Annotated in this window: 25 protein-coding genes; 10 read left to right on the top strand and 15 right to left on the bottom strand. The window is 36.5% G+C overall.

The window, feature by feature from the left end:
- Positions 1 to 162 precede the first annotated feature (162 nt).
- A complete protein-coding gene (locus tag PBT91_RS10385; RefSeq protein WP_270061490.1) occupies positions 163 to 423 on the bottom strand; it encodes a hypothetical protein in 261 nt (86 codons plus the stop codon).
- 27 nt (positions 424 to 450) lie between these two features.
- Here PBT91_RS10385 and PBT91_RS10380 point away from each other — a divergent pair, with 27 nt between their 5' ends.
- Entirely contained in the window at positions 451 to 996 is a 546-nt protein-coding gene (locus PBT91_RS10380; protein WP_270061448.1) for a tyrosine-type recombinase/integrase, read from the top strand.
- On the top strand, positions 996 to 2,126 hold the full coding sequence (locus PBT91_RS10375; RefSeq protein ID WP_443089620.1) for an IS91 family transposase: 1,131 nt from the start codon (positions 996 to 998) through the stop codon (positions 2,124 to 2,126). Before PBT91_RS10380 ends, PBT91_RS10375 begins: the two co-directional genes overlap by 1 nt.
- A 249-nt stretch (positions 2,127 to 2,375) precedes the next feature.
- Here the strand turns inward: PBT91_RS10375 and PBT91_RS10370 are convergent, their stop codons facing one another.
- The 12 genes from PBT91_RS10370 to PBT91_RS10315 all read right to left on the bottom strand — a co-directional run bounded on the left by PBT91_RS10370 (position 2,376) and on the right by PBT91_RS10315 (position 11,399).
- A complete protein-coding gene (locus PBT91_RS10370) occupies positions 2,376 to 2,726 on the bottom strand; it encodes a RidA family protein (RefSeq protein ID WP_270058398.1) in 351 nt (116 codons plus the stop codon).
- Between the two features lie 81 nt (positions 2,727 to 2,807).
- The gene (locus tag PBT91_RS10365) at positions 2,808 to 3,497 is read right to left on the bottom strand and encodes a helix-turn-helix transcriptional regulator (RefSeq protein WP_270058397.1); all 690 of its coding nucleotides are present in this window, start codon (positions 3,495 to 3,497) and stop codon (positions 2,808 to 2,810) included.
- 177 nt (positions 3,498 to 3,674) lie between these two features.
- A complete protein-coding gene (locus tag PBT91_RS10360) occupies positions 3,675 to 4,472 on the bottom strand; it encodes an SDR family oxidoreductase (protein ID WP_270058396.1) in 798 nt (265 codons plus the stop codon).
- 92 nt (positions 4,473 to 4,564) lie between these two features.
- Positions 4,565 to 5,464, bottom strand: coding sequence for a helix-turn-helix domain-containing protein (locus tag PBT91_RS10355; RefSeq protein WP_270058395.1), 900 nt, complete (start codon positions 5,462 to 5,464; stop codon positions 4,565 to 4,567).
- Positions 5,465 to 5,647: 183 nt separating this feature from the next.
- Positions 5,648 to 6,619 carry an aldo/keto reductase gene (locus tag PBT91_RS10350; protein WP_270058394.1) on the bottom strand — a complete coding sequence of 324 codons (972 nt, stop codon included), beginning with the start codon at positions 6,617 to 6,619 and terminating at the stop codon, positions 5,648 to 5,650.
- Positions 6,620 to 6,698: 79 nt separating this feature from the next.
- Entirely contained in the window at positions 6,699 to 7,268 is a 570-nt protein-coding gene (locus tag PBT91_RS10345; RefSeq protein ID WP_270058393.1) for a Crp/Fnr family transcriptional regulator, read from the bottom strand.
- Positions 7,269 to 7,435: 167 nt separating this feature from the next.
- Positions 7,436 to 7,750, bottom strand: coding sequence for a DUF3817 domain-containing protein (locus PBT91_RS10340; protein ID WP_270058392.1), 315 nt, complete (start codon positions 7,748 to 7,750; stop codon positions 7,436 to 7,438).
- Positions 7,751 to 7,761: 11 nt separating this feature from the next.
- Positions 7,762 to 8,226, bottom strand: a complete 465-nt coding sequence (locus tag PBT91_RS10335) for a hypothetical protein (RefSeq protein WP_270058391.1) — start codon at positions 8,224 to 8,226, stop codon at positions 7,762 to 7,764.
- A 56-nt stretch (positions 8,227 to 8,282) separates the two neighbouring features.
- A complete protein-coding gene (locus PBT91_RS10330; RefSeq protein ID WP_270058390.1) occupies positions 8,283 to 8,870 on the bottom strand; it encodes a TetR/AcrR family transcriptional regulator in 588 nt (195 codons plus the stop codon).
- Positions 8,871 to 9,105: 235 nt separating this feature from the next.
- Complete coding sequence (locus PBT91_RS10325; protein WP_270058389.1) at positions 9,106 to 9,453, bottom strand: rhodanese-like domain-containing protein; 348 nt, start codon at positions 9,451 to 9,453, stop codon at positions 9,106 to 9,108.
- 266 nt (positions 9,454 to 9,719) lie between these two features.
- Complete coding sequence (locus tag PBT91_RS10320) at positions 9,720 to 10,622, bottom strand: helix-turn-helix domain-containing protein (protein WP_270061454.1); 903 nt, start codon at positions 10,620 to 10,622, stop codon at positions 9,720 to 9,722.
- A 12-nt stretch (positions 10,623 to 10,634) separates the two neighbouring features.
- Positions 10,635 to 11,399 (bottom strand): SDR family oxidoreductase, encoded by a 765-nt coding sequence (locus tag PBT91_RS10315; RefSeq protein WP_270058388.1) that lies wholly within the window; start codon positions 11,397 to 11,399, stop codon positions 10,635 to 10,637.
- A gap of 206 nt (positions 11,400 to 11,605) precedes the next feature.
- Between PBT91_RS10315 and PBT91_RS10310 the strand changes: the two genes are divergently transcribed.
- Positions 11,606 to 12,040, top strand: coding sequence for an NAD-dependent epimerase/dehydratase family protein (locus PBT91_RS10310; RefSeq protein WP_270058387.1), 435 nt, complete (start codon positions 11,606 to 11,608; stop codon positions 12,038 to 12,040).
- On the opposite strand, the gene PBT91_RS10305 is transcribed toward PBT91_RS10310, so the two are convergent.
- Positions 12,026 to 12,658 (bottom strand): LysE family translocator, encoded by a 633-nt coding sequence (locus tag PBT91_RS10305; RefSeq protein WP_270058386.1) that lies wholly within the window; start codon positions 12,656 to 12,658, stop codon positions 12,026 to 12,028. The genes PBT91_RS10310 and PBT91_RS10305 overlap by 15 nt on opposite strands.
- Before the next feature lie 103 nt (positions 12,659 to 12,761).
- On the opposite strand from PBT91_RS10305, the gene PBT91_RS10300 reads away from it, so the two are divergent.
- The 5 genes from PBT91_RS10300 to PBT91_RS10280 all read left to right on the top strand — a co-directional run bounded on the left by PBT91_RS10300 (position 12,762) and on the right by PBT91_RS10280 (position 16,342).
- Positions 12,762 to 13,637, top strand: coding sequence for a LysR substrate-binding domain-containing protein (locus PBT91_RS10300; RefSeq protein WP_270058385.1), 876 nt, complete (start codon positions 12,762 to 12,764; stop codon positions 13,635 to 13,637).
- Positions 13,638 to 14,089: 452 nt separating this feature from the next.
- Complete coding sequence (locus PBT91_RS10295) at positions 14,090 to 14,449, top strand: VOC family protein (RefSeq protein WP_270058384.1); 360 nt, start codon at positions 14,090 to 14,092, stop codon at positions 14,447 to 14,449.
- Positions 14,450 to 14,684: 235 nt separating this feature from the next.
- On the top strand, positions 14,685 to 15,146 hold the full coding sequence (locus tag PBT91_RS10290) for a MarR family winged helix-turn-helix transcriptional regulator (RefSeq protein ID WP_270058383.1): 462 nt from the start codon (positions 14,685 to 14,687) through the stop codon (positions 15,144 to 15,146).
- Between the two features lie 119 nt (positions 15,147 to 15,265).
- Positions 15,266 to 15,844 (top strand): Crp/Fnr family transcriptional regulator, encoded by a 579-nt coding sequence (locus PBT91_RS10285; RefSeq protein WP_270058382.1) that lies wholly within the window; start codon positions 15,266 to 15,268, stop codon positions 15,842 to 15,844.
- Positions 15,845 to 15,898: 54 nt separating this feature from the next.
- Positions 15,899 to 16,342, top strand: a complete 444-nt coding sequence (locus PBT91_RS10280; protein ID WP_270058381.1) for an SRPBCC domain-containing protein — start codon at positions 15,899 to 15,901, stop codon at positions 16,340 to 16,342.
- Positions 16,343 to 16,348: 6 nt separating this feature from the next.
- On the opposite strand, the gene PBT91_RS10275 is transcribed toward PBT91_RS10280, so the two are convergent.
- Positions 16,349 to 16,684 (bottom strand): winged helix-turn-helix transcriptional regulator, encoded by a 336-nt coding sequence (locus tag PBT91_RS10275; protein ID WP_270058380.1) that lies wholly within the window; start codon positions 16,682 to 16,684, stop codon positions 16,349 to 16,351.
- A 110-nt stretch (positions 16,685 to 16,794) separates the two neighbouring features.
- On the opposite strand from PBT91_RS10275, the gene PBT91_RS10270 reads away from it, so the two are divergent.
- Positions 16,795 to 17,700: an alpha/beta hydrolase gene (locus tag PBT91_RS10270; protein WP_270058379.1), complete on the top strand. Its 906-nt coding sequence runs from the start codon at positions 16,795 to 16,797 to the stop codon at positions 17,698 to 17,700.
- Positions 17,701 to 17,703: 3 nt separating this feature from the next.
- Entirely contained in the window at positions 17,704 to 18,645 is a 942-nt protein-coding gene (locus tag PBT91_RS10265; RefSeq protein ID WP_270058378.1) for an NAD(P)-dependent alcohol dehydrogenase, read from the top strand.
- The last annotated feature ends 24 nt before the right edge of the window (positions 18,646 to 18,669 follow it).

Raw genomic sequence — 18,669 nt, 5'->3', positions numbered from 1 at the left:
CCGGTGTTGAACGAATCCTCCCTACCGGTCGGAAGCTTACTAAGCCAAAATACAACAATTTTTATATTTAAGATAAACTAAAATTTACCGTTATGTATAAAAAAAAGTAAAACGATAGTAGAGACCGCTATCGCAGAAGTTCCTGGCTTTGAAAACCTATGCTTACAACTTGGTAAGAGCTTTTCGATCAATGAGAAAGCCGCAAGTACCCTGAACAACTACAAGCGATGCCTGGCTCACCTGGGCCTGCACTACAAGCAAAGCCCGGAGACCCTCTCTACTGAAATGATCAATGATTATCTTTTTCATTGCCAAAACCTGCACAAAACCCCATCCGAAAGTTTTTTCAAGCACACTATTTTCGGCCTGCGGGCCATCTACAAGATCCTGGGCTTGAATGATAAGCAGGTCAAGCTTCCCCAAATAAAGCGACAGAACCAACTCCCTGTAGTGCTTAGCAAAGCTGAAGTACGTACCTTGCTCAAAGCACCCAAATATCTCAAACACCGATTGATCCTGGGGATGCTGTATGGGTGTGGACTAAGGAGCTATGAACTCTGTGCCCTACGGCTCTGCGATGTAGACTTTGACCGACAGACTGTTTTTGTAAAAAAGCAGAAGGGCAAAGTAGACCGTTATGTGCCACTTAGCAAGCACTTGGCACGTGGACTTAAAAAATACATTGCAACGGAATCTCCAAAAACCTTCCTCTTCAACAGCCAGGTAACCGATGATGGCGCCCCCCGGCCCATAACCCCCACCGCAATACAATGGGTCATCAAAGAGAACCGAAGTAAAGTAAATACCCACAAGACTATTACCGCCCATTGCCTGCGTCACACTTACGCCACGCACTTGCTGGAGGCAGGACTCAATATTATGAGCCTGAAAGAACTTTTAGGACATGCCTTTATCGAGACAACGCTGGTATATTTACACGTTGCCAACACTGGGAGTTCACGCAAGTTTAGCCCCCTGGATACCCTTTTTCAATAATGCGCAGTCACCTTAAGGTGGCCGATGTGCTGGAGATGGAGCAGGATTATATCTCCTCACGGGCATTTACGAGCTGGCACAGGCGTACCCTTCATGCCATCCGTAAATGCCGCACCCCTGCTATGGGCGGACATATCGATAAGTGCGATTGCTGTGATAAACTCCACATCAGTTACAACAGTTGCAGGAACCGGCATTGCCCTACCTGTCAAGGCCATAAACGCGAACATTGGATACAGGCACGGGAAAGTGAACTGCTCAATGTTCCTTATTTTCATGTAGTCTTCACACTCCCTTCGGAACTGAATGCGTTTGCTTTATCCCATCCCAAAATAATTTATGGGAGCTTGTTCAAAGCGGCCTGGTCCACCCTTAGACAGTTCGGGGAGAACCCCAAGCACCTGGGCGGGCAAATGGGCATGATAGCCATACTGCACACCTGGGGCCAAAACCTGAGCCTGCACCCGCACTTGCATTGTATTGTTCCTGGAGGTGCGGTAAAGAGGTCAGGCAAATGGAAACCTGCAAGGAACAAGGGAAAATACCTGTTCAACGTGAAATCCATGGGGAAGGTATTCCGCGCAAAATATAGTGCACTGCTTCGAGAGCAAAAGATAGCCATACCACAGGAAATCTATGATAAGCTCTTTGCTAAAAACTGGGTAGTCTATGCAAAGCAGCAATTCCACACCCCAAAATATGTAGTAGAATATCTGGGCCGTTACACCCATAAGATCGCAATAAGCAATCACCGGATAAAACAAATAAACAACTCCCAAAGGAGGGTAACCTTCCAGATTAAGGACTACAGGAAAGCGGGCCAAAAAGGACAACTAATACTGGATACCCGTGAGTTCGTGCGCCGATTTGCACTGCACGTACTGCCCAAAGGTTTTACAAGGATAAGGCATTACGGCATCCTAAGCAGCAGTTGGAAAAAGCATAAACTACCGGCCCTACAAAATATCCTTGCAGGGGTGCCAGTAAAACCTGTCGAAAAAAAGCCTCCATTGCTCTTGGGCAAATGTCCAAGTTGCAAAAAGGGAAAACTAGTCACCGCTCTAACTTTCGATAAGCGTGGACCGCCAGATAAATGGAGAAAACTACTTTTATCCATTAATAGCTTTTAAAAACTGGCCTGCACCATGCGGGGCGGGAGAGTTATGTCCTAAAGCCAAGGATTTATTCAAAAAGGGACCGGAAAAGGAGGCTAATCGATACGTAACTAGATTTAAGTAACTAGAAAAATGTTGGAGCCTAAAAAACTCAACAAAAATTGTGGCTCATCTGCCCCAATAAAATTCCAGAATAATACAGGGTAAAAAGGTATTCCCCATAAAGGAGGAAACGGATCCGTCAACAAAATATTCAGCCCTGGCCTATCGGCGGGCCGAATACTTAGTTATTGTGGCTTGTTTTATACCATACTTTTGTAAGAAAGGCACATATACATCCATACAAGTTGTGAAAAAATCTTGTGTTGAAGTAGTGTAAACATTCAATCTTACAATATTTTTGCATTCATAACCCGATGCGTTGATCAGCTTTTCTAAATTCTGAATAGTTTGGATTAATTGGGAACGCATCTCTGCATTGCTTGGTACACCATTCTCGTCTATTGCAGCCTGTCCGGAACAATACAACGTTCCTTCTACATTTTTCACCGCTACTGCTTGAGCTGAATTAGTTTGCTCGCCCCATTTCCAGGGGTCAATTGTTCTTTTTTCCATTTTAATAATAGTTTACTTATTGAACTTGAAGCAAAAGTAAAAAGGCGTGGTGACAGCCTTATGTCAGGGGTGAAAATGAGTCTAATAAAATTTATCAAAGTATTCCTGCAAGGTCATTTTATGCGGTTCAAAATGTTCGTCTAGTACTTGCAGTTTTTTAATTCTATCTAAACGGAAAAAACGAAATTCTTCACGTAATTGGCAATATGCAATTAGCAACCAATTTTCCGTACTTAGTAAGGCAAATGGCTCTACAATACGAGTGGTCAATTTCTCGTTAGCATTTACATAGTCTATTTGGGTTAGACGAAAATTGGTTAAGGCAAATTGGAGTTCGGAAAGATTGTTACTGTTTCTTTCCCGGTTTAGATTTTGGTCATACCTTGTCCTTTCTGAAAGCAAATTCACTTTGTCTTTGTGACTGTATCTTAAAACCGCTTTGATTTTTTCAATCGCTTCTGAATAATCTTTTATAAATGAAGCATCCTTGTTATTTAGCACTAATTGCTCGGCTATGATTAATGCATTGGCTTGGGCTTCCGTAAACATTACAGGTGGAATTTTATATCCTTCCATTAATGAGTATCCTTTGCCTTCTTCTGTGATAATGGGAACTCCGGCCTGTTCCAAAGCTCGAATGTCTCTGTAAATCGTTCTAACGCTTACCGAAAACTTATTCGCTAATTCTGTAGAAGTCAAAAGTCGTTTCGTTTGCAACTGTGTTAGCATTGCAGTGAGTCGTGAAAGTCGTTTTGTTTCGTTTTCGTTCATTCTTGATGTCTCTGGGTTTTAGTAACACTGAGATCTGTTTTTTTTTGCTAAAAATTGTAATCTCAAATGGTGAATTTACTTCTACGAAGTTATGTGATCTCTACTCACTTTCCATCCTTTTAAGCAATTTTCAAACTTTAAATGCGGAGGGTTAAATGAAATTTCCTTACTGTCGAGTTATTTTGAGCTCAGCCAATTTAGACGTTCTGTTAATGCCGCTTTTACATTGGTATTGGCCACATTGCCTATGGTTAGCCGAAGTGGAGGAAGGTCTTTCTTTGTACTTTCTATAATAGCCTGCGAAACATCATTTACATCATCTAACTCTCCAAAGCTGTCTTCTTCAATCAATTTTAAGAGCTCGTGTACTGGTGTGCCTTCATATACCTTCATCGATTTTCCTGTTTTTATACTTGTTCCAAAACTAGTTCCCGTAGGTCCCGGTTGGGCAATGGTGCAATAGATACGGAAAGGTTCCAGGTCTTTAGCTATCGATTCTACAAAACCTTCTATTCCCCATTTAGAGGCGTGATATAAACTAAAACCGGGATAGGCATATTGCCCGCCTTCAGATGAAACTTGTATAATATGACCTCCTTGCTGAATTCTGAAATGCGGAATCACTGCTTTAATAAATCGAATAGCACCTAAAAGATTGACTTCGATTTGATGTGAAATCATCTCATCAGTTAATTCTTCTACCGCTCCAAATAATCCATAACCGGCATTACTAACAACGACATCTATCTTTCCGAATTCATTAAAGGCAGCATCTACCGCAGATTGGATCTCAATTTTATCTGTTAACTCTAAATGTTCTACCTTAAGTTGTTCAGGATATTTTTTCTGAAGATCATTTAGTGTTTCTGTATTTCGTAAAGTCGCAAAAACAAAATCTCCCTGGGACAATAACTTTTCAGTCATTACCCGTCCAATTCCGTTTGAAGTTCCGTTGATTAACCATTTTTTGTGCATCACCTAATGTTTTTTGATAATTAATTATAAGGCAAATTAAAGCCAAAAACACTCGTAAAGGGTAATGAACATCAAACCGATAGTTACAAAAATCAAACCTTTCTAAAATCAGAGGGAGCTATTCCTTCTGATTTTTTAAAAAAATTAGAAAAATGAGTAACTTCTTTGAAACCTAGCAGGTAAGCTATTTCAGAAATAGTAGCAGAAGAGTGCTTCAATAATATCTTGGCTTCTCTTACTATACGGTCGTGAATCAGTTGTGAAGTAGAGCTGCCCATTGTTTTCTTTAGTATTCTGTTTAAATAATTAACGTGCAGGGATAATTTATTGGCAAAATCTGAGGGGGAAGACAGGGTTAATTGTTGATCCATTGCTTCAATGGGGAATTGGTGTTCCAGCAATTCTAAAAATGCCCGGGTAATACGTTTCGACGATTCTCCGTTACTTTTATAATTGTTGGTTTGCGGCGCAAGTTTGGTCCCTAGGTGCACTATTTCAAAAATTAAGTTGCGCAATTGGTCAAATTTGTGCGCATAATTGGAGCTGAAGGTTTCTTCCATTTTTTTAAAACAATTCTCTACTTTTAGAAACTGCTCCTCTTCCAATTCCAATATATGGTTACCATTAGCCTGAAAAACCGCATAATCATCAAGCGTCCCAAATTGATGAAAAAATTCGGGCGTAAACAGGCAATATGCCCCACTATGTTTGCCTTCAAGAGGTATCCAGTTGTAGGGGATGGAAGGATTTGAAAATACGAGGGCTTGTTTTTGAATAGTATATGTTTTATCTGCATAATGTACTTTGTACTTCCCTTTTAAAAGGCTTACTTTATAATAATTCCTTCGAATGTAGGGGATGGGTTCCATAAAACAATTGTCCAAATCTTCAATAGTCGATATATTGAAATGCCCCAATTCGTTAGGAGGTATAATATCCTGTTTGCGATAAAAATCCTTAATGGTTTCGTTTTGGAGAATCTTAGTACTCATAGCCACATAATTTTATTCTATGATTTATAAATTTATAAAAATCAAACTTAAGGTTAAGGCTAAAGATGAATTTAAAGCTACCAATGTAAAATTATTGGTAGCGGGCAGCAGTCAAAAAGTACTGATGCCCGCCTGTGTCAATTTTTTTTAATATTATCAAATACTTAAGTTACAGATGATAAATTATTTACCTATCTTTTTTTGGACTTGTTTTGGGTAACGATCTCCTACAACTTTTATGGCTTCCAATGCAGAGTTGATTTTGCTTAATTCGTAATTTGTTAATAAAACAGTAGTAGCCCCAATGTTTTCTTGCAAGCGATGTAATTTTGAGGTTCCCGGAATAGGTACAATGAAAGGTTTTTGAGCTAAAAGCCAGGAAAGTGCAATTTGCGCTGGTGTTGCATCTTTATTTTTAGCAACGGAGACTACCAGATCTACTAACTCCTGATTAGCCTCTCTGTTTTCTTTAGTAAAGCGTGGCGACATATTTCGGCTATCGGTTTCATCAAATTCAGTATTGGTATTAATAGTTCCCGTCAAAAAACCTTTACCTAATGGACTGAAGGGCACAAGGCCAATGCCCAACTCTTCTAATGTTGGAATGATTTCTTCTTCAGGTTCCCGATAAAACATTGAGTATTCACTTTGCAAAACTGTCACAGGTAATACAGTATGTGCTTTACGAATAGTTTTGGCATCTGCTTCACAAAGTCCAAAATGCTTAACTTTTCCTTCTTGTATTAAGTCTTTTACCGTTCCTGCCACCTCCTCAATCGGTATATTGGGGTCTACCCGGTGTTGATAGAATACATCAATATAGTCGGTTTTTAACCGTCTAAGGGATGCTTCGGCAGTAGCTCGTATGCTTTTAGGGCTGCTGTCCATTCCTAATCTTGTATTACCTTCCTTAAAACCAAACTTTGTGGAAATGACTACCTTTTCTCGAATGGGTTCCAGCGCTTCGCCGACCAATATTTCGTTTTCACCATAAGCTTGTGCCGTATCGAATAGGCTAATGCCATTTTCATAAGCTGAACGTATTAATTTTATGGATTCGTTTTTTGTAGGGGCATTGGGAAAACTTAATCCCATACATCCATAGCCTATCGCCGATACTTCCAATCCGTTGTGTCCTAATTTTCTTGAAATCATTTTTATTTGCTTTTAAATTAATGAGACAAAGGTTGTTCATTATAAAATGAGATCATTTGCCATATGGCAAAAAGCGAATTTAGCGGATGTTTTTTCTAATTCTGCTCAGGGAAGATTGTGTAATGCCCAAATAAGAAGCGATGAAAGATAAGGGTATACGGTTTAGTAAAGTCGGAAAATTCTTGATAAACTCTAAATAGCGGGTGGTGGCATCTTGTTCCACCAGGGGGCTTCTTCTTTCTAGTTTTTCTCGATGCTGTTTTGCGGTGATTTTTTGAATAATGCTCTCCCAACCTACAATGGCATCTGAAATCTCTTTCCAATCTTCTTTAGAAAATACAATGAGTTTGGAATTTGTGATAGCTTGTAAATATTCGGAAGGTATATAATTGACCTCTATATCGTAGCCATATAGGATTAATAGGTTCTCCGTAATAAAATACCGCGTTATTTCGTCACTTGCATTGTTGTAATAATATACCCTTAGCACGCCTTCTATTAAAAAACCTACCTGATTTATCGTTTTTCCAGCCTGCCAAAAATAATCATCCTGATTAAGCTCAATTTCCTTCGATTTTTTGAGGACTAGATTTATTTGCTGTTGGTCTAAGCTACCAAATCGGAGAATGTATTCAATGAATTTTTCCATAACTGCAAGATAACCAATATTGTTTTTCTAAAATTCTTCATTAGGAAATAGTAATGAAAGATTACCCACTCGAATGTTCTTCAAAACACCACGACTCGGTTGGTAACGGTTTTTTTTACTATTAAAATGAGATATGACTACCTATAAGCTTGCCTTAAGCTAGTTTCTTAAACTTTATGTTCTTCTGTTTTTGATAATATAGTTTTATCAATATAGAAGGTTCCAAAGGGTACCATACAAGCAATTAAAACTTTCCAGGTTGTTTTTGAAAATTTCCATTGTTGATCTACACCTACGCTAAGCGTGTTAAATATAAACAGGAGGAACAATGCGCCGTGAATAGGCCCCATTGTTTTTACTAAATCGGGATAGTCAAATCCGTATTTTAGGGGGACGGCCAAAAAGATTAAGATAAGTAAGGAAATGCCTTCCAATAGGCCGATGAGACGAAGTCTTCCAACATTTGTTTTTAAATAATTCATATTTATAAGGTTTAAAAAGTTCTTAGTAAGGGACGATTTCCGAGAGGAGAAAAAGGCCAGGGAATCGCTATTAAAATGATAATTAGTGCTAATGCAAAAAATATCAACATAGTCTTGAATTTTTGGGAGCTAGGTTCTTTTCGCTTAGCAGATGCCGAGCCAATAGTGATGAGCACAATTGCGGTGAACATTAATAGAATATGGAACATTCCAAAAAAAATGGCTTCGTTCCATCCTTCTGAAAAACGATAGTATTTAAAAAAATGTGTTGTCATTGGGCTTTGTGTATATCCTAATATTCCTAAGATTAATTGTATATGTGCTATTGTAGCCGTCCAATGGCGTACGGTATTATCTTTTTTTGTAAAATTTCTTTTTAAATAATAGCCTGTGATGGCTATAAAAATGGCATAGCCCAGGCTTAATAGAACAAGCCATCTAAAAATTGAATGAAATTGTAAAAGTGTTTGGTACATAAATGATAAATTTTTTAAATAAACATACTAACTAGTATGTTTTAATGGTAAAAAAATTATAGGAGTGTTTTTAAATAGTTTTTTAATTCCTTGAGGTAAATTCTATAAACTGTAGCTCCTAATATCTTTCCAGAATTCCTTATGCCACTGTATCCGGAAATTATAAACGTGGCTACTTGATTTGGGTTTACATCCTTTTTCACAACCCCTTGTGAAATGTTGTTTTCAATACATATTTCGATCGCTTTTTGCCAGTCGATTATTATTTCAGCCAGCGCTTTATTGAATGTAGGGTGAACCGCTGCCATTTCTTCAATTAAATTGACAGCAGGACATCCATATTTTACATTAAAAAAAGAATTGTGTATTAAAAGGCCTTCCATCATTTCATAAAGATCCTGTACGGCGTTTTTAGATAGCATAAGAGGCTTTACCATTGCATTGTGCATTGCCGGGTGAAGCACTTCTTTGATAAGGGCAATACCCATTTCATCCTTATTTTTAAAATGATGGTAAAAGGCGCCTTTGGTTACTGAAGTACTGGCGATAATCTCATCTACACTAGTGGTTTGATAGCCGTTTTTATAGACCAATTCAAATGCTTTACTTAGAATATTTAACCTTGTTAGCTTTCCTTTAGACATTCTTTTATTTTTTAAATTAGTACAGCTCAATGCACAAATAACCCATTTTTTGAAGATTTTGTGAAACTTTAGCTGTAATTGTGTTATCCCGGCTCTCAATTCTTAAGATATTGTCACAGTCTTCCAAATCAAAATTCCATTGGTCAATTTCTTTTATACCATTAAGAATGCCTTTAACCCGGCGTATTTTCCTGTTGGTATTTATGCTTGTTTTAAAAATTGTGATGTGTCCCATTTATAAATATTTTTTTAAGTCCTGTAGTGCTCCTCCATTGTAAACAGATGTACAACCTCTGTTCTGTAAAATACTTTTTGCCTTTACACTTCTTAAGCCGTGGGAACAATAGACCACTATGGGTTCTTTTTCAAATTTAAGCGAACAGGTTCTCAGTTTCCCCAAAGGTATATTGATGGCCTTAGGGAAAGCTCCAGATTTAAACTCTCCAGTTGTTCTTACATCTATAATAATCGGATTTTTCTTTAAAATTTTACGAATGGAATTATCGAGTTTTTTGTACCTATAAACGCGATAAAAACTATAGGTTACAATGACAAAAGCTAAAATAAAAAAGGAGTAATACATATCTTATACTTCATAACTTCAGGAAAATTAATCAAAATATTAAAAAACATACTAGTTAGTATGTTTTTAATTTGCAAAATAGTTTTTATCACTATAGCGTGTGTTGGTTCTTAAGTAATTTATTTAATTAACCAGATGAAAATTGAATGGAAAATCAAAATAAAGCACGGGTATTTACTACATAACAAGTTCAAGACGATCAAATAAATCCTGATCTAAATCTGTTAAATATAGAGAAGACCGTTTATAAAGAAAACGGGAATTTATTAATTAAAATCCGCTCGGAATTCTGATGGGGTTTGATTGGTTTTAGATTTAAAGAGTTTACTAAATGATTGAGAATGCTCAAATCCCAGTTCAAAAGCAATTTCCCCTACAGACGCGGTTGTTGTACTTAGTTTTTCTTTGGCTTTTTCAATCAACAGGTCGTGAATATGTTGCTGTGTGGTTTGTCCTGTTAATGTTTTAAGCAGGCCGCGCAAATACGATGGCGAAATATTTAAGTGGTCAGCGATGTATTGAACTGTCGGCAAGCCCTTAGTAGCCAAATCATCACTGTTAAAGTAGTCCGAAAGCAATTTTTCCAAAAGGTCAAGAATTTGATGATTGGTTATTTTTCGGGTAATAAATTGTCGCTCGTAAAAGCGTTCCGCATAGTTTAAAAGTGTTTCCATATGCGAAATAATGATGTCTTGGCTGAATTTATCAATATTCGATTCATATTCGTTCTGAATATTCTTGACAATGTCATTTAGGATTACTTCTTCTTTATCAGAAAGAAACAAAGCTTCGTTTACAGAATAATTAAAAAACTCGTATTTCTTGATTTTGTCCGCTAATGATGTTCCCCACAAAAGGTCTGGGTGAAAATGAATAATCCAGCCCGAGCGAGCGATGTTTGCATTATTTTCAAACTTTAAAACCTGATTTGGTGACATAAAATACATCAGTCCTTCATCAAAATCATACTGCTGTTGGCCATAAAAAATCTTTTCTACACCTCGTTTTAAACAAATCGTGTAAAAATCAAAACTTACGCTTATATCATTATAATCGGAATGACAGGTTTCTGCAAAATCAATAACGCTAACAAGCGGATGTTTAGCCGGAGCTAAATCTAAAGCTTTGTGATACTCAGAAATCGATTTTATTCTTATGGGTGTTGTCATATACAAAGGTAATTATTTCTTCTTTTCAATGCTTTTGTTCAAGAAATTTAAAGTCGTATTTGGAGCAAGACGGCTCATCAACTTGAGTATATTGCTTAATCCTGGACGAATTTCTAACTTCCCTTTCTTTATTCCCTTAATCGCAATTCGTACCATTTTGTCCACTTTCATATTCTGTTCGCCATCAGCTTCTGTTCTAAAGTTATCCATCAAGGGCGTTTCAGTACCGGGAGGAGCAAGCTCAAAAACCCTAACATTTGTTTTTTTTAGTTGTAAACGTAATATTTGGGTGTAGGCGTGTACCCCTGCTTTTGTCGCGCTATAAACCGGTGAGGCAGGATAGGGGATAAAGGCCAAACTTGATGAAACATTGACAATGGCAGACGATTTTTGTTTTTTTAAATGCGGTAAAAACTGATGAACCATTCGAATAGTCCCCGATAAATTGATGTCAATTTCGGTAGTGATATTTTCTAAACTCATCGAAGTGTCCTGCAAATCCATATTTCGCATAATCCCTGCATTGTTAATGATCATATTCAGCTCAGGAAATTGCGTGGTAACAGCTACAAAAAGCTGTTGAATGTCTTCAGGTTGGCTCACATCACTAGCAAACGTGTGAACTTTGGGGAACTGTTTTTTTGTTTTGTCTAAGGCGTTAAGGTTACGCCCTGTAATGATGATATTCGCTCCTTCTTCCGTAAGTTGTTTTACAAGCTCTAAACCAATTCCACTTGTTCCTCCTGTGATCAGGATGGTGCTGTTTTTTAAGTCCATACTTCTGTATTTTTAGATGATACAAAGTTGTAACGATTTTAGAAGAAAGATTTAGCCAAAACGACTTTTGTGGTAGTCAAAAGTGAATTTATAGGGAAATATAGAGTCATTCAGTTCATTTTTTAACGAAGCTCATTTCTTATCATTTGGTAAGTACTTTATGCTTTTCAAAGGGCATATTTGTTTGGAATATTAGACTTGTCACAATGAACACAAATAAGAAAATTTTACTCACGGGAATAACGGGTTTTGTGGGGATGCAAACGGCAATTCAGCTATTAGAGAAAGGGTATCAGGTAACCGGCACCTTACGGGATGCAAAGAAAATTCCGGCAACTCAAGAGGTAATTGCCAGACATACTTCGAACATCGAAAACCTACACTTTGCAGAAGCGGATTTGAATGATGAAAATATATGGAAAGACTTGATGAGAGGTATGGACTATGTGCAGCATATCGCTTCGCCATTCCCCAAAACCATTCCGAAAAATGAAGACGATTTAATTTTACCGGCACGCAAAGGGACGTTGAGCATAGTATCGGCTGCCGCCCAAAATAATGTAAAGCGCATCGTTAGCACCAATTTGAAAAAAAACACCCGACTAAACAAAAGACGGGTGTGGAATTTAATTTTTGCTTAATGCAATTTTTATTCCCATTAAAATAAATACAAATCCACTTAATTTATTTATCCATAGACCAGCATTTGGATTGTTCTTAATTTTTTGAGAAAAAATACTGGCAAATACCGTCAATATTAAAAACCAAACAATTCCAATTAGTGCATAAGCAAGGCCCAATAGAATAAACGGAGCAGGGTTTTCCATTTGAGTCGGATTGATAAATTGAGGAAAAAAAGCCAAGAAGAATAATGCAACTTTCGGATTTAACATATTTGTAAAAAACCCAGACCAAAAATCATTTTTTCCCTTTTTTTGAATTTTCTTTTCATCATTTGTAGGCAAGAAATCCTTTCTATTTTTAAACTTCAAAAATCCTAAATAGATTAAATAAAAAGCACCTACATATTTAATTATTGTAAATGCGTATGCTGAATTGGCAACAATGACAGACAATCCCAATGCGGCAAATAATGTGTGAATTAAAACACCTGCATTTATGCCCAAAGTTGCATAAATCCCTGATTTACGACCTTGAGCTATGGACTTGTTCAAAACAAATATCGTATCAATTCCTGGCGTCATTATGAAAAATAAAGCCGTTAGCATAAAAGCGAATAAATTTTCGATTCCCAACATTTCTGTTTTTTTAATTAAACTAAAACTTTCAGCAAATAAACTATTTGGGATTCAATTTAAAAATACATATTTTTGATTGATTAATGCGAAAATTGCATTAATTATGACAATTCAACAAATTAAATACTTTTTAGAACTAGCTAAAGAACTCCACTTTTGGAAAACAGCGGAAAAAGTTTTTATCTCTCAATCTTCATTGAGTCGACAAATTCAGGCTTTAGAAGATGAATTGGGAATAAAGCTTTTTGAACGGGATAAAAGGAATGTGAAATTAACAAATGCGGGCAAATTTCTTCAAGAACATTGGACAGATAAAATAAATGAATTTGACCAACTACTAAGGCAAGCTAGAAAAATTGATGCGGGTAATTTAGGAACTGTTTCCATAACGTATCCCGGTTCTATAACCTTTGAATTCTTACCTAACTTTTTAAAGATTTTAAACGTTAATTTACCTGACCTTAAATTAGAGCTGACAGAACCGACAGATGAAAATCACGAAAAATTATTATTGGACTATCGAACGGATATAGCTTTTAGTAGGGATAAAATTAGAAATGGAAATATTGATTCTTTAAAATTATATTCAGAACCCATTTGTTTGGTTGTGCCTAATAATCATTGGATAAAGAAAAAGACGTTTAATAACATAGCTGACTTACAAAATGAAAAATTTATTATTTCAGGCTTACATCAAACAACATTTTTTGCTTCTTTGTTGAGACGCTTGTTTGATAAATATGGATTTGAACCAAGAACAACAGTGGAATCAGACTTTGGCGGTATGATATTAAATCTAGTTTCCAAAGAAATAGGGATTTCCATTCTACCACTTTCATTTAAATCAGCCAAAGTCGAAAACTTACGATTTATTAAACTAGATGAAAAAATAGACTTATATGTAAATTGGAGAAAGAACGAACTCAATAAAACGATAATAAAAGTAGTTGAATATGCTAAATTTACAGAGATAAAATAAAAAAAACAGGGCTAACATTGTATAAGCGTAATGCGGGCGAAAGTGCTAAAAGTAAAGTAAGTGAATATTAACAAACATATGTTTAAACCGAAAAGGAATTGCTTCTAATCCCTAAATAAGCTTATACTGTACCGTTATAACTGGTTCCAGTGCTTCCTTATTGATTTTGGCAATGAAAAAGAGGAAGCGGCCAATCAGCGTTACATTGGTTCTTCAGGGGTTATGGATAGCGGCATCGTCTTTTGCCAGCATCCTTGCACCATTAAATTGAAAAGATGTCCCTTCTAGCTTTGAACTAGGTAATGCCTTTGCCACCAAATTAGAGCTTCGCGTTGTTGCTTAAGTAAAGAATATGCTGAAGTAGCTACAATCCCAACTGATATAAAACGTTAAATACCTATTTTTTGTTGTCGAGTATATTATATTTGCAACAACATTTAAAAATTCATTTTATGAAACAGCTAACATTTGCATCGTTACAAGTAAAGGACTTGGAAGCATCGAAAAACTTCTATACCCAAAAATTAGGATTCGAAATTGATAACGCAAACCCACAAGCCTGTGTTTTCAAGTATAACAAAGGAGAGGCGAGTTTTGCCATCCGTACTCCGCTTGAGCCCCTTAATGGGAAGGAATTGGGGACTGGTGTGGCACTTTGGTTTGCCGTTGATGAAAATCTGGAAAAACTAATCCAAAAATTTAAGGACAACGGAATTACAGAGGTAGTGGGAATTTTTGAGACCCCATTTGGACGGGCCTTCCACGTAAATGATATTGACGGCTATAAACTTACTTTTTTGGATCCAAAATAAACAATACCAAAAAATAACAAATTGGTTACTGGAGCCAGAGTGGCTTGGGAAGTAAGGGTATACAACTTTTAAAAAATAAAGCGAGCTTTTGAGGCCTTGCTATTCTGGTAAGAGAAGAGAAATCTGAATCGGTATATAAAGTAAAGTTGATGGATCGTTTTAGGTTAGTTTACTGGAGTTAAGAATCCCGTACCTAAAAAAGTTAGTCGTTTACATACAAAATTCTAAAGTTGATATGAAGAAGCAAATCGATTTTAAGTTCAAAAGCCCTAACGATAGTCCGGGCTATTTACTGGGTCAGCTCACATTGTTATGGCAACGCCAACAAAAAAAAGTGCTGGACCCTTTGAACTTAACCTCTACACAATTTGTTTTATTGGCCGCATTAGGTTGGCTTTCAAAAAAAAACAGCGCCGTAACACAAGTTGATATTGCCAATCAAAGCAATACAGATAGAATGATGGTTTCTAAAGTGCTAAGAACCTTAGAAAAAAAGGAATTTATAACTAGAACAGAACACCCTTCTGATACCCGGGCCAAAGTGATTCACCTGACAGCTGCAGGAGCAGAAATCCTTCAAAAGGCATTGACCGTTATTGAGAATATCGATATAGAATTCTTTTCTGTTTTAGGGGATCATTTGCCGCCATTTAATGAATATATGTCTAAATTGATCGAACTGAATAAAGAGGATTAACAACAAGATGATTTAGAAGTTAACTTCATTTACAAAAATGGTGTGATAGCTTTAGTGGTAAAGAAAAATAACTCTATTTTGTACAGAAAAGGATTAACATTGAAATACATAATTGCAAAGTGGTTAAACTTGATGACATTTTAAGAGAGAATTTTGGGCCTTTAACCCAAGAGGAAATAGAAATCCTCTCGGCTTATTTTCACGAGGAAAAACTCAACAAAGGTGAATTCTTTACAGAAACCAACAAATTTTGCAAAAAGCTAAGTATTTTAAAAACGGGGCTACTTAGAATTTATAGACTTTCAAATGGCCAAGAAATCACCCAATGGATTGCTACCCCGGCTTATTTGGTAACTGAAATTTCAAGTTTCTTTTTTGATGAGCCTAGCAGGTACGATATTCAGGCGTTAACCCCTGTAGCATTACTGACCATTGATAAAACAAACTATTCAAAATTAAGTAAAGAACTTCCTATGTGGAAAAACATTGAAGCCCGTTTTATTGCTAAATGTTTTATGACCTTAGAAGACAGGGTTTTTTCACACCTCTCAATGACGGCGGAAGAAAGATACAATCTGTACTTCAACAACAATAAGTATTTATTCAACCAGGTCCCATTGCAATATATTGCTTCTTTTCTGGGAATGACACCAGAAACGTTTAGTAGAATACGAAAGAGGCAAGCTGAAAACTCTTGATATATGTCAAGCGTTTAACGTGGTAAACTACTGAACTTTGTTTCAAAATAAGTAATGAGAAAAGAAATAAAAACAGAGATTACCATAAACGCGAATCCACAAAAAGTATGGGAAGTTTTAACAGAACTTGATCAATATCCTAAATGGAATCCGTTTATGAAAGAAATTTATGGGATATTGAGAGTCGGTGAAAGGTTGAAAGTTATAATCCAACCTGAAGGATCTTCAAAAATGACATTTAAACCTATAATCTTAGCCCTTGAAGAAAATAAAACTTTAAAGTGGATGGGTAAATTGGTGGTTACCGGTCTTTTTGATGGTACCCATCTATTCCATCTCATTGATAATGGAAATGGGACTACTACATTTAAACAGAGTGAAGTTTTTAAAGGTATCTTGGTTGGTTTATTCAATTTGGCAAACACCAAGACCGGATTTGACCGTATGAATATCGAACTTAAAAAGCGATGTGAGACAAAAGATCGAATTGCTGTTTAGGGTTAATTAATCATTCAATACTACATTACGGTGTTTCAATCCCCAATCAATAATATAGGTTATAATTTCCTTTATCGATTTTCCGTGTTCGGTTAATCCATACTCAACTGCTATGGGGGAAGAGGTGAGCACCTTTCTCTCTACAATCTTTATCTCCTCCATATATCTTAATTCCTTGGTGAGGGTTGAGGAAGTTATTCTATTCAGACTCAATTTCAATTCATTAAACCTTCTTGGCTTGTCGCAAAGTTTAGCAAGGATTTGTCCTCGCCATTTTCCACCAATAATCTCCAATACATCAGCTAAGACAATAGCACCTTGTTCCTTGGTTTTTACTTCCATATATCTGTTGCGGTATCTTTTTTAATACCTGTATTAATTTACTATTAAGTAGTAAACTAATACTTAATATTTAGGTTTGCAAAGAATAAATTAAAAAATGTATTCCCGTTATGAAACTGTCAGAAGAAGCTAAAAAAACTTTAGAATTTGGAAAACAAAATGGTTTGGATAAAATCCATTTGTATCCTCCTTCCCAAACAAGAGAAATGATGAAACATGCCTTCGATGAGCAAAATAAAACGAAGGTAGAAAACGTAATTGATGAAAATATTGGACTGGATAACATTCCCGTGAGGATTTATGTACCCCAGGGCAGAGAAATATTTCCGGTGATTTCCTATTTCCATGGAGGAGGCTTTACCTTAATGAGTTTAGATAGCCACGATGAGATTTGTAGAAAAATATGTAATTCTTCGAAAGCAATCATAATGTCTGTTGGATATCGTTTAGCACCGGAAAATCCATATCCTGCTGGACCTCTGGATTGTCTGAACGCAACTAAATGGATGATTGAAAATGCCCATAAGTATAACGGGAATGCTGAAAAATTAGCGCTTGCCGGAGACAGTGCTGGTGGTTATATGGCATTTTGGGTGGCACAACGATTATCAAAACAAGGCATAGATTTAAAGGCACAATTTGCAACGTATCCGGTGACGGATCATTACAGTGCAAATCATAATTCTTGGGAAGAAAATAAAGACGGTTATTTATTGACCGCAGAAATGATGAAATGGTTTTGGGACAATTTCACCACTGATTCCGATCAAATTGAAGAAGCTTCCCCTCTTCGATCTGAAGATTTTTCAGGACAGCCTCCGACAATGATTTTTACCTGCCATTTTGATCCTCTAAGGGATGAGGGGAAAGCATATGCCATTAAGTTGATTGAATCGGGTGTGGAAACTCATTATAAAAATTTCCCAAACATTCACGGCTTTTTCGGAACCAATGAAATGGGTATGGAAGCGATGGAAATGGCTTGCAAATTTTTGCACGATAAATTATATAGTTAGGTTATGAAAAAGGTGATTTTTAATGAATACGGAGGAGTGGAGGTATTACAATTGGTAGAATCAGAAATTCCCATCCTTGAAAAAAATACGATTTTGATAAAGGTCAAAGCTGTTTCTATAAATCCTTTAGATTGGAAAATACGAAATGGAGAAATGAAAATTATGACTGGCTCAAAATTGCCGAAAGGGGTAGGGATCGATTTTTCTGGGGTAGTTGAAACTTTAAATATTGCTACTACAAAATTCAAAAAAGGAGACGAGATTTTTGGATCATTAAATGCAATGCAGGGAGGAGCATTAGCCGAATATCTTTTAGTTCGCGAAGATGATATCCATTTAAAACCATCAAACTTAACGTTTGAAGAAGCAGCGGCCATTCCCATTGTTGGATCTGCTGCCCTCCAAATTTTTGATAAATTAATAAAACTTAAGAGCGATTCGGAAATACTGATCAATGGTGCCTCAGGGGGCATAGGAATGTTCGCAGTTCAGATGGCAAAGAGGTTGGGAGCAAATGTCACAGCTGTTTCAAGCAGTAAAGGGATTGCGCTATTAGAAAAATGGCAAGTTGATCACATTGTAGATTATACACAAAATAATATCCTGGATAAGGAACAACGGTTTGATGTGGTCATCGACTTTTCAGATAAACTTCCTTTTGATAAGGCAAAGATTTTGATGAAGCCCAAGTCAATATACATCAATACAATTCCTAGTCCTGTACAGATGATTTCTTCTTTTTTCCACAATATTTTTTCCCGAAAAAAAATAAAAATACTTTTTTCAAAACCAACACCGGGTTACTTAAGGCAGTTAGCTTCATTTACAGAACAAGGAATGGATGTTGTGATTGGAAAGAAATATCCAATATCAGACTATAAGCTGGCTTACGCTGAAGTCCCTAACCATAGCATTTTAGGGAAAGCCGTTTTTATACTTGAATAACGTGTTGAAAGCTTTCTTGAAGTA

It is taken from the genome of Zunongwangia sp. HGR-M22, assembly GCF_027594425.1.
GTDB lineage: Bacteria > Bacteroidota > Bacteroidia > Flavobacteriales > Flavobacteriaceae > Zunongwangia.
Note: the sequence above shows the minus strand (reverse complement) of the source record. Positions and strands in the feature narration are given on the sequence as shown.